Origin of the sequence: Streptomyces sp. ADI96-02 (genome assembly GCF_003846185.1) — a bacterium.
Lineage (GTDB): Bacteria > Actinomycetota > Actinomycetes > Streptomycetales > Streptomycetaceae > Streptomyces.
Genome location: NZ_ML123034.1, coordinates 685,983 through 696,665, shown reverse-complemented (window position 1 = coordinate 696,665; position 10,683 = coordinate 685,983). Strand labels below are relative to the sequence as shown.

At 73.9% G+C, this 10,683-nt stretch carries 8 protein-coding genes; all 8 read right to left on the bottom strand.

The genetic code is table 11. The features are described from left to right. Window positions 1-518: 518 nt before the first annotated feature. The 8 genes from EES43_RS02980 to EES43_RS30495 all read right to left on the bottom strand — a co-directional run bounded on the left by EES43_RS02980 (window position 519) and on the right by EES43_RS30495 (window position 10,359). Window positions 519-1,058 carry a phage tail protein gene (locus EES43_RS02980; RefSeq protein ID WP_124267215.1) on the bottom strand — a complete coding sequence of 180 codons (540 nt, stop codon included), beginning with the start codon at window positions 1,056-1,058 and terminating at the stop codon, window positions 519-521. Further along, the gene (locus EES43_RS02975) at window positions 1,055-3,010 is read right to left on the bottom strand and encodes a putative baseplate assembly protein (protein WP_124267214.1); all 1,956 of its coding nucleotides are present in this window, start codon (window positions 3,008-3,010) and stop codon (window positions 1,055-1,057) included. Before EES43_RS02975 ends, EES43_RS02980 begins: the two co-directional genes overlap by 4 nt. A 3-nt stretch (window positions 3,011-3,013) precedes the next feature. Then, the gene (locus tag EES43_RS02970; protein WP_124267213.1) at window positions 3,014-3,442 is read right to left on the bottom strand and encodes a GPW/gp25 family protein; all 429 of its coding nucleotides are present in this window, start codon (window positions 3,440-3,442) and stop codon (window positions 3,014-3,016) included. A gap of 19 nt (window positions 3,443-3,461) precedes the next feature. Further along, complete coding sequence (locus EES43_RS02965) at window positions 3,462-5,336, bottom strand: phage baseplate assembly protein V (protein ID WP_124267212.1); 1,875 nt, start codon at window positions 5,334-5,336, stop codon at window positions 3,462-3,464. Then, entirely contained in the window at window positions 5,333-5,977 is a 645-nt protein-coding gene (locus tag EES43_RS02960) for a CIS tube protein (protein WP_124267211.1), read from the bottom strand. Before EES43_RS02960 ends, EES43_RS02965 begins: the two co-directional genes overlap by 4 nt. Continuing rightward, entirely contained in the window at window positions 5,974-6,582 is a 609-nt protein-coding gene (locus tag EES43_RS02955; protein WP_124267210.1) for a phage tail protein, read from the bottom strand. Before EES43_RS02955 ends, EES43_RS02960 begins: the two co-directional genes overlap by 4 nt. A 131-nt stretch (window positions 6,583-6,713) precedes the next feature. Further along, window positions 6,714-7,217 carry a phage tail protein gene (locus tag EES43_RS02950; protein WP_124267209.1) on the bottom strand — a complete coding sequence of 168 codons (504 nt, stop codon included), beginning with the start codon at window positions 7,215-7,217 and terminating at the stop codon, window positions 6,714-6,716. Between the two features lie 34 nt (window positions 7,218-7,251). Then, complete coding sequence (locus EES43_RS30495) at window positions 7,252-10,359, bottom strand: hypothetical protein (protein WP_164493111.1); 3,108 nt, start codon at window positions 10,357-10,359, stop codon at window positions 7,252-7,254. Window positions 10,360-10,683: the final 324 nt, after the last annotated feature.

Here is a 10,683-nt window from a genome sequence, read left to right as displayed (position 1 = left end):
CGGGGGTGGCGTGCCGAGTCCCGCCGGACGCGGCGGCCGGGGAGCGGCCGGGGCGGATGCGCCGGGCGCCGGAGGCGCGGGCGGCCTGCCGGCACCGGGCGGGCGCGGCGGTGCGCCGGCACCGGGCGGGCGCGGCGGTGCGCCCAGGCCCCCCGGACGCGGCGGGCCTCCCGGAGGGGGGCCGCCCAGCCCGGGGGGACGCGGAGGCCCGCCCAGCCCGGGGGGCCTGCCCAGCCCGGGGGGCCCGCCCAGCCCGGGGGGACGACCGGCGAGGCCCGGCCCGGTGGGCACGACCACCGGGGCACCGGTGGCCGGGGGGTTCACCAGCCGCGCCGTGCCCAGGAGCACTCGGCGCAGCAACGGCGTCGGCGCCGGATTCGCGACGGCTTCCGCCTCCTGCTTGACCTCCTCGGACACCTCGGGGACGGACCGCTCGCCCGACCACTCCAGGAATGCGCCGCAGGAGCCGCAGAAGTCGTCGGCGTCCCGATTGCGCCCGCCGCAGCGGCGGCACACGATCATCGGCGCACCACCTCCGCGCGGTACGGCACATGGGCCGGCATCCACTCGCGCATCAGGGCATCCAGATCCACTCCGGCCTCCTGCTCGTCGCTGTCGACCGTCACCCGTACGAGCACGGTCTCCCGGTGGTCGGCGGGGAACACCGTTCCGGGCGTACGGGAGGTGACGACGCCTCCGGAGTCGAACAGCTCGACCGTGCCGCCCGTCGCCAGCGCGATCCGCTCCCGCGCCCCGGCGACCGTGCCCCGGATCCGATGCCCGGACAGCGCGAGCGCCGTCACGGCCCTCTTCCGCTCCAGCGGCCACTTCTCGTCGAGCTGGGTGCCCATCCGGTCGGCGAGCCACGCCAGGAAGTCCTCCGGGGCCAGCCTCGGGTCCAGATAGGCGGACAGGCAGTCGAGCGTGCTGATGAGCGGGGCGATCACCTCGTCCCAGCCCGCGGTCAGCCGTACGGTGAAGGGGTCCTCCTGGTAGACCGAGGGCAGTAGGTCGACCAGCGAGTACGGGCTGCCGAGCCCGTCGACGGCGGCTCTCATCGGTCCTCCTCCACGCGTATGTGGTGGTCGTAGGAGACGACCAGGCTGTTGGGCGGCAGATCGATGCGCCGGGACTCCTGCCCGCGCTCGCCGGTCACCGGGTTGGCCGCGAAGAGCCGTACGTCGTCGACCAGGTCGACGCCCGGCACCCGCTGGAGGAGCGCGAAGATCTCGCCCACCTGCACCGGGCGGCCGAACGGCCAGCCCGTACCGTGCGGGCCGCCGCCCGGCAGCGGGTCGAGGAACCGGTACAGCGCCTCCTCCGCGTCCTTGCACACCCGGTCGCCCGTCGCCCGGTGGTGGGCGGTGATCCGGGAGACCACCGTCACGCCCCGGTACAGCGGCGGCTCGATCACGACGCGGGTCCCCACCAGCCTCGTCTCCTCCAGCCGAGCGGCGACCCGGTCCAGGGTCTCCTGCGCGGGCACCAGGTGCTCCAGCCGGACCCGTTCGCCGGGCGGCGCGGCCGGCACCACCAGCAGCCGCACCCCGCCGGGCTGGTCGTCGGGCATGCAGCGCACCCGGGCCAGTTCCGGAGCGGCCTGGTGGGCCATGGACTCGAAGTCCTCCGTCGTCACGGCCCGGTTGCTGCTGCGCAGCGTCAGCGGACCGCGCGCGACCGCCTCGGCCAGCGTCTCGCCGTCGGCTCCGCCGCGCGCGGGCGCGCGGTTCTCCACACCGGCGACGAACGGCAGCGACGACAGCAGCGACCGCACCGCACCGGCCGGCACGTTGCCCCGCTGCCCGCCGCCGACCGCGAAGCCGCGCAGCCGGACCGACGCGCCGTCCGGCGGGACCGCTCCGTACTGGCGCAGGCCGCCGTCCTCCTCCCGCACGGCGGGACCGAACTGCACCTCGCACGCCACCGCGTCCAGCACGAAGTGCCGGTCGTCGGGCCCGCTGGCGGCGAAGTCGTCGACACGGGTCCACCTCTCCCACACCGGGTCGTCGCCGCGCGGGGCCACCTCCACGTACGGGTCGGCGTACGGCGCGAGGATCGGGCCGCGCGGGACGGCGAAGCGCTGCCCCGGAACACCCCCGGCCTCGTCCAGGTACTCCCGGTCCACGACCTCCACATGCGTGGCCGTCACCGTCGCACCGACCGTCATCGTGCTCAGCCCGTGCACGACGGGGCTGGAGGTGTAGCCGGGCAGGCCGCCCGCCGGCTCGGTGACGCGGGCCCGCAGCCAGCCGGCCGTCCGGCCGCCGAGGACCGCGGCGCCATGCGTGTCGGGCACGTGCACCACGATGTTCCCGGACCGGTTCAGCCCGCCCGTGCCGTCCGTCGACACCCCGCACACCGACCACGTGGAGCCGTCCCATGCCTCCCAGATGAGCGGAGGGGCCTCGGGGTCCACTCCGACGCCGTCGATCCGGCCGTCGAACTCGACGCGCACCGCGCAGCCCGGCACGGCTCCTTCCAGTCCGAGCAGCAGCACGTCCCCGGGCTGCGGCGCCGTGCTGAACGCGGCGAACGGCACCCGGACCCCGTGGCTGCCGAACTCGCGGTCCAGCGGCCGGTCGTCGTCGGGGCCCTGCGTCATCACATGGGCGAGCGGACCGGGCACCATCGCCACGTCCGCGTCGGTGCAGAAACTGATGGCCTCCTCGGTCTCGGTGCGCAGCGTCGCCACGCGGGTGTTGCCGCGCACCAACAGCGGAGCCTCCGTCACCGGCGACGTCGACCAGAACGTGACGGGGGTGCGAGCCGCCGCGGGCGGCAGCATCCGCAGCCCGATGAGGTCGAGGAACTTCACGTACAACCGGTCGGGGACCTGGTTGAGGCGGTGGATCATCTGGTCCGACATCATGGCGAACGCCTCGATGAGGGTGGTGCCGGGATCCGAGGGGTTGTGGTCGGTCCACTCGGGACAGCGGCGGGCGATGAGCCGGCGCGCCTCGTCCATCAGGTCCTGGAAGCGCCGGTCGTCGAGATCGGGGGTGGGCAGCATGTTCTACTCCGCTCCCGCGTCCTGGCCGGCGTCCGAGGAGTCGTCCGGCAGCGAATAGAACGGGAAGACCATGTTGCGGGGATCGTTGCTCCCCTTGGGCGTGTACGTGATCAGGATGTTCACCAGGGTCGGGTTGCGCGGGTCGGGCTCGGCCCGCACGGCCTCGACGGTCACGCGCGGTTCGCAGGCGGCCAGCGAGGACGCGACTTCGCGGCTCAGGCGGTCGAGAGTGTCCGGGTCGGTACCGGCGAACACGTAGTCGCGCAGCCGGGAGCCGAACGCGGGCAGCACCGGACGCTCGCCCGGATAGGTCGTCAGGACGAGCTTCATGGACTGTTCGAGCAGCGCCGGTCCGCTGACGGTGCGAATGCCGCCGCTGCCCCCCGCCCCAAGCGGGAAGGCCCAGCCCGTTCCTATGTGGTCGTTGTCCACGGCAGCCGTTCTCCTTGGCTCAGTTGAGTTCGATCTTCGAGCCCTTGATGGCGACGGTGCCGGTGCTCTCGATGCTGATGGAATTCTGTGCGCGCATGCTCAGGGTGGAGCCGCCGTCGATGCTGACGCTGCCGCCGGCCCCGGCGGTGATGGCCACCGTGCCCCCGTCGCCGCAGTCGATGTGGATCCGGCCCGCCGTCGTACGGCTGTTGGGGGTCTGCGGACGCGAGGTGAGCGTCACCGTCCCCGCCACCTGGTCGATGGCGAGACCGAGTTGGCCGTCCCCCGTCCCGAGGACGACCGAGGACACCGACGGCGGCCGGTCCGGGCCGGGCGGCGCCTTGTCGTGGAAGGCGAGCATGGTGCCGGTCGGCGAGACGAAGCCCCGGCGCACCACCTCGGCGGTGCGCCCGGTCGCCTCCACCGCCGGTCCGCCCGGCTGGTACGCGCTGGCGTTGCTCAGCACCCCGCCGACCACGTACGGCCGCCGCGGATCGCCCAGTTCGAAGCCCAGGAGCACCTGGTCCCCGACCTCCGGAAGGAACAGGGCTCCACCCCGCTTCCCGCCGGCCGCCTGGACCACCGGCGCCCAGTCCGTCTCGTGGTCGGGCGCGAGCCACGGCAGGACGGCCTTCACCCGGCCCCTGCCGAGCGGGTCGTTGACATCCGTGACCACTCCGCAGACCATGCCCTGCACCGTCGGCGCGGCGGACGCGGCGGACGGCCCGGACGCCAGGCCGAGGAGCGTACGGTCCTCCGGGTTGCCGAGCTGGAGCCGGGTGCGGTAGCCGCCCTCGGACAGGTCGAAGACGTGCTGCGCGGCGTTGACGGTCCACGTCCCGGCGAACGGCGCCGGCGGCCCGGTGACCCGCACCGCCGTGCCCGCCTGGAGCAGCGGATCGCCCCACGCCATGCCCTGCGCCTCGGCCAGGCTGCCCGCCAGCCGTTCGACCGGCCCCTGGAGCGCCTCGCCGGCCGCCGCGCCGATGGCCGCGCCCACCGCCGGGGCGCTGTTCGTCAGGATGCGCCCGTCCGCCGTCGGCGCGGGCCCCAGCGACGGGTCCGTGGACGGCGGCGGCGGCGGCGCGGGCGGGCGGGTGTGCCCGTTCACGGCTCGCAGCACGGAACCGACCGTGGCCCCGGTCAGCTCGGCGGAGCTCCCCGCGGTCCGCGCCTGGGTGGACACCGCCCTGGCCTCCAACGGATCCCATACCCGCATCTCCACCTCAGGGGTCAGCGCCGCCACCGTCACCCGGGGCCGGAACGTCCGGAGGTTCTGCTGGAGTTGGAGTGCCACGGGAGAGCCGCCGCCGGTATGCGCGGCCGGACGGAAGTAGAAGCCGTCCGGCCCGATCCCGAACTCGTACCCGATCGCGCGGCAGCGCCCGCTCAGGAACTCCCAGTCGCTCTGGTTCAGTTGGCCCAGATGGCTGTGCGACGTGCGGGTCGCCTCGATCCGGCCGATGGGCAGGCCCGCCTCCTGCGCGATCCGGCGGGCGATGTCGGCGTCCGTCATGTTCACGAACGTCCGTACGTGCGAGCTGCGTTGGAGTCGGTGGCCGGCGTCGTAGGCACGCACGACGGTGATCACCGACAGATCGGCGTAGTCGCCCTCCAGCGCGGTCACCTCGCCCGCGCCGACCAGTGCGGGCGCGCGGGCGTCGGACTCCTGGCTCCACACCTCGATCCGGCTGCCGAAGGTGATGCCGGTCCGGTCGAGGATGTCGGCCTCGTCGTCCCGGAAGGTGATCTCGATCATGGTGGGCGCGTTGCGCCGGCTGTCCACCAAGGCGCGCAGCACGCGGTCCTGGAGGTCGTCAGGCAGCGGGCGGGCCGTGCCCGTACCCACCCGTATCGACGCCCGGGGCGCCGGAGGCGCGGTCGTCGCACTCATGGGCGCTCCCCCTTGGCCATGGCGGCGGTGACGTCCGTGTTGGGGTTCGGCTTGCTCCCCGGCGGGAGGCCCGCGGGAACGCCGGGGGTCGGGGCCGGGTAGGACAGAGCCGGGGGCGTGCCGCCCGAGGCCGCGGACGCGCCGCCGGAGGGGCTGAGCACGTGCAGGGTCAGGTTGCGGATCTCCGCCCGGATGGGCAGGCCGTTGCGCGCGAAACGCGTGTACGTGCAGTCGAAGCGCATCAGCTCGACCTCCATGTCGAATCCGACGCCCGTGGAACCCCACTGGAAGCGCAGCGGCTCGCGCCGGCCCTTCTCCGTCGTTCCGTCCGCCCGTGTCACCGTCTCCTCGACCACCCAGTCCATCAGCAGCCGGACCTTCTCCTGGATGGAGCTTCCGGTGAAGGTGAGCGCCGACAGGACGAGCCGGGTCGATCCCCGGGTCGCGATGGAAGCGACGATGCTGCGGGAGTCCTCGGCGTTCTCCTTGCCCACCGGGTCCGACAGGCCCTCGGCGTTGTGGGAGATGCTGATCTCGGTGGGGTTGTACTCGAAGGGGAATCTGACGTCGGGATTCTTCTGACTCCGCAGCACCGCCTTGGTGACGTTGCGCTGGAGGGAGCCGGAGACCGGAAGGCTCACGGGGCCACCTCCGCCGGAGCGGAGTCCAGGTCGAGGAAGCCGCTGTGATCGAAGGAGATCCTCTCGATGGCCACGGAGCCGCTGCGGGCGTCCAGGTCCGGCCCGACCCACTCCTTGGGGAAGGCGTTCGCCAGCACCCAGCGGGTGACCACCCGGCCCTGGTGGTCGAAGAGCCTGATGGTCACGTTCTGCCCTGTGTACGGACCTGCCGCGCCGCCCTCGTACTCGTAACCGGTCCAGTTCGCCGCGACCCGCGCCAGCCAGGTCTGGAGGCGGGGGGAGTCGGCCTGCGTCATCATCCGTTCGAGCGTGACGGTGCTGAACGTCACGCGGTCGGGCAGCAGGTCGCTGTCGAGGTACTGGCCGCCCTCGGCGATCTCCTTGGCGCCGAACTGCACCTGGAGGCCGCGGCAACTGGACCACATGCCGAGATCCGTCTTCCACTCGTCCAAGGACACGTGGAAGCGCATCGCCATGCCCGCGCGCGGATAGTCGCCGGGGGAGCGGGCCTCGCGCGGGGCGGACGCTCCGCCGGACGGCGGTGCGGTCGGGGCGGGCCCTTGCCCGGGGCCACCGGGGGCCAGACTCGGAAGTGCTGCTGTCATGTCGCATCCTCGGCGCGGGGGTGGAAGAACGAAGCGGGATCGGGTACGGGCGGGCGTCGTGCGGCCGGGTGGCCGGCAGGTCCACGGAGGCGGCGGGGCCGGCCGCCCCGGGGCCGGTGGGCGTGCGGCGACTAGCTGCCGGGACTTCCCGGTGCGAAGTCGTCGTCCAGGAACCCGGTGTGCACGATCTCCAGGGTCTCCAGAGCCACGTTGCCCTGCGACGAGTTGAACTCGTTGATCCCCCAGGCCGCCGGGAAGAACTCCTTCAGCTCCCAGGTGACCGTGCGGTCGTTCTGCCAGTTGACCAGCGAGATCGCCCCGGTGAGCGGCTCGTTGCGCATGGCCGTCTCGGTCAGCCACTCCTGGACGATCTGCGAGTCCCGGCACGCCGCCCGCGACAGTTTGATCCGCTGGTACTGCGGAACGCCCGGGAAGACCAGCGGATGGTTCCAGCTGTCGCCGGCGCGGTACTCGGCGGTCTGCCAGGAGACGTTCAGCCCGGAGGCGCTGCTCCAATGGCCCAGCTCGTACCGGCTGCGGTCGATGGCCACGGCGAACCTGTGGGCCATGCTGACCGAACCGAAGAACGCGTCCTCGTCGGACATACGGCCGCGGACGGCCTGGCCTGCGGCCATGTCTTTCTCCCTTCCCGGGAATCAGTCGTCTGGGTCAGATGCGGGGGGCGAGGAAACCGCTGCGTTCGCGGTCCACGACCAGTTCTCTGCGGATGTGCGCCAGGATGCGGTCGTGGAGACGACCGGCCAGGGCGTCGAGGACCGCCGGGTCGTCCAGGAAGCCGAACGGCCGCTGCCTCCGGTGCGCCTCCAGCATCTCGATCAGTCCGGCCCATTCCCGGGTCTGGTCGAGCGGGACCGGGGCACCGCCCGAGGCGTCCGGGCCCGCGTACGGGCGACCGGAACCGCCGCCGTGCCCGCCGCCACCGGGCAGCGGCGGCGGGGCACCGGTCCACGAACCGGCCGAGGTCCAGGTCTCGCTGGAGAAGCTGACGGGACCGTACGGGTTTCCCTGCGCGGGCCCGGACCCGGGGAGACCGCTCCAGGTCATCTCCGGCGAGGGATGAGGAGCCGCGGTCCCGGCGGCCGGTGTTCCTTCCGCGCCGACGCCGAGGCGGCCGTCGACACTGCCACCGCCACTGCCACCGGCGACACCATCGATGGAGGTGGCGGAACCTGAGGCGGCCGTGCGCTGCACGTGCAGCAGAGGCGAGGGCCGTGCTCCGGACCAGCGCAGCGCCGCACGCGCCTGAGCGCCCTTCGGCGCTTCGCCCGGTCCGAATCCCGGCCGGTTCTCCGCCCCGTTCATCGGTGCGTTACCCGGCCCGGTGATGGGCAGATCCAGGGCGGTCAGTTCACTGCCGACGGCCATGGCCGCCGGCCGTACCGCGCGGGCGGACTGCTCATCCGCCGGATCAGCGGATTCCGGCTCCCCGCCGCCGGTGAAGGCGTCTGCTTCGGGTCCGGCCGAGGGCAGACCGTGCGAGCCCCCGACTCCGCCCGCGTGCACGGAGGCGACGTACTGCGGAACCGCGTACAGCGTTCCCCGCCGGGCTCCGTCCCGCCCGTCCACCGGCACCCGGTCGTCCGCCGCGCTGTGCGGCGGTTCCTCCGCGTCGCGGGCAGGTATCCGGCGCGGCACTCCGTCCGAACCGGCAGCCGGATCAGCGGACTTCGCGATGAGCGAGGGCGCGATCACGGGATCGGCGGCGGAAGTGGGGTCGGGTGCGAAAGCTGAGGTGGGCGCGAAGGCCGAGGCGGTGAATGCCTGTCCGCCGCTGTCCTCGGCCGCGTCCGGTCGCGACAGATCGGCGTCGACGGGCCGGCGGCCCGCAGCGTCCCCGGAGTCCGCCGGCAGCGGCTCGTCCGTTTCGGCGGCCGGAGGCATCAGGACGCTGCGCTCGGACCGGTGCGTCCGGTGGACCAGGGCCGCCGGTTCGCCGGGGCGTGCGGCCGGGGCCCGCCCCGGAATCCCGGAGGGCGGAGAAACGGTCAGCAGTCCGGTGGTGGGGCCGGCGGAGGACGGCACACCGAACTGCCCGGCCGCCCCGGCGCGGGTGGAGGGCGCGTGGGCGGGCGACGATGTGTGGGTGCCCGTGGGTGCCGACGGCACCGGTTCGGCGGGGAACGCGGGTACGGCGAAGGCCGGTGCGGCGGCGGGCGGGCCTGCTTCCGCCTCGGTCGGCGCGGGCCCGGTCGCAGGCGCCGGGGCAGCCGGAAGCGCCTGGTCCTCATCCACTGCGGGAAGCGGGTGTTGGGGCACGGCGGCTTCGGCCGTCGCTGTGCCGGAGCGATTCGCCTCCGCGGTTTCGGCGTCGACGTCGTCCCGCTCGGCGGCGGGATCGCTCGGCGAGGGCGGGGACTCCTCGCCGTTCGCCAGGCGGTCTCGGCCTCCCGATCGGCGAGAGGGGCGCACGGCATGGATCAGCGTCCGCCCGTCGCCTGTGGCCGCGGAGGAGGGGGATTCGGTGCGGGCGGGTGATTCCTGCGGCGCGGTGGGTGCCCCCTCCGGCGTACGTGCCGCATCGAACGGGCTTGTCTCGGCAGCGGTTTCACCGTCCGAAGGACGAGTGACCGGTACGGCGGGCACGGTGGGCACGGCAGCGGAGTCGGCATCGGTGACCGCGTCCGCCGGGGCGGACGCGGGCGCACCGGCCTCCGGTGAACCGGTCTCGGACGTACTGGTCTTGGACGTACCGGTCTTGGACGTACCGGTCTCCGGGACTCCGGACGTCAGCACGTCGGCCGCCCGCGCATCGTTCGTCGGCGCGCCGGCCTCCGACGTGTCGGCCGGCAGAGCACGGTCCGCGGCTGGTTCCTCCTCCAGAGAGGCGGCGTCGCCCTCGCGAGCGGCCCGGGGCACGGGGACCGTCGGCGTCTCGCGCTGCGGTCCGTCCGGGGAAGAGGACACGTCGTCGGGCGAGGCTGTACGTCGAGCGGGGCGGCCGGTGGGAGCGCCGTGACGCTCACGGACGTGCCGCAGACTCCATGCGGCCTCCCAACTCTGCTCCGGTGATGCCACGTTGGCCGCTGCCGACGCCGTCTCGGAGGACGGTACGGCTGGGGCCCTCCCGGTCGCCTCCTCGACGCCGTCCGAGGTGTCCCCCTCGGCGTCGCCAGTGGTGTCCTCGGTACGCGGCGCGGGGCTCTCGGTGATGGCAGGGCGTCGCCGTCCCGCCGCACGGGTCGGCCGTCGGACTTCGCTCGTCGTCGGAGCGGGGCTCTCGGCGGAGGGTGCCGCGAGCGGCTGCGAGCCGACCGCGGTGGCGTCGGTGTCGGAAGTCGCGGCGGGAGAGGCGTACGCGGCGGGCGCGGCGGCGTCCTCGGCCTGGTCGACGGCCTCGCCGTGCGCGGGGAGCCCGGAGGCGGGCTCGACGACGGGAGCGTCCGGCGAGGGAATCGGGGGCGTCGCCTGTGTGGGGGCGGCCGTTGAGGGCGCACCCACTCCTGCCGCGAGGGCGGTGGTGCGCGTGCCGGGGTTCACGGTGGCTTCGGGGGCCGAGAGCTCGGCGGGTTCGTCCGGTGCCGTGGTACGCCGGTAGCCGCTGGGGTGCCGGCGCGACCGGTGGGAGAGGGTACGGGGGAACGCGTCGGAGGTGCGGCCGGGCAGGGGGCCTGCTCCGGGGAGCGGTCCGGGAGCCGAAGGCATGCGGTTCAGCGCCTCGGCGGCGGCCTGCGTGTGCTGGGCGGACGCCGAAGCGCCCTCGGCCGACGTCCTACGGGCCTGGACGAACGACGGCAACTCGTCGTCAGCGGCTGCCATCTGCGCGATCATCCAGTCCGGACGGTATGCGTCGAGCCTGCGGTCGAACTCCGAGCGGGTCTTTACGGGCGGCGGGGTCACCGGGCGGGGTTCGCCGACGTGTTCGTCGGTCGCCCGGGTGAGCACCGGCGGGGCGGTGGTCGTGCCCCGTGCTTCTCCAGCCACCGGAATGCGGCGGGCGGTGACCACCGGCAGATCCGCCGGGCCGTCCGCCGCCAGGGCCGTCCTGAACGGTCGCGTGACGGCGTTCCCCGCCGAAGCCGAAGCCGAAGCCGAAGCCGAAGCCGAAGCCGAAGCCGAAGCCGAAGCCGAAGCCGAAGCCGA

Excerpts from the sequence above, each read along its gene's own strand:
- EES43_RS30495 (WP_164493111.1), bottom strand. The coding sequence starts at position 10,359 with ATGGCAGCCGCTGACGACGAGTTGCCGTCGTTCGTCCAGGCCCGTAGG.
- EES43_RS02950 (WP_124267209.1), bottom strand. The coding sequence starts at position 7,217 with ATGGCCGCAGGCCAGGCCGTCCGCGGCCGTATGTCCGACGAGGACGCG.
- EES43_RS02975 (WP_124267214.1), bottom strand. The coding sequence starts at position 3,010 with ATGCTGCCCACCCCCGATCTCGACGACCGGCGCTTCCAGGACCTGATG.
- EES43_RS02955 (WP_124267210.1), bottom strand. The coding sequence starts at position 6,582 with ATGACAGCAGCACTTCCGAGTCTGGCCCCCGGTGGCCCCGGGCAAGGG.
- EES43_RS02965 (WP_124267212.1), bottom strand. The coding sequence starts at position 5,336 with ATGAGTGCGACGACCGCGCCTCCGGCGCCCCGGGCGTCGATACGGGTG.
- EES43_RS02980 (WP_124267215.1), bottom strand. The coding sequence starts at position 1,058 with ATGAGAGCCGCCGTCGACGGGCTCGGCAGCCCGTACTCGCTGGTCGAC.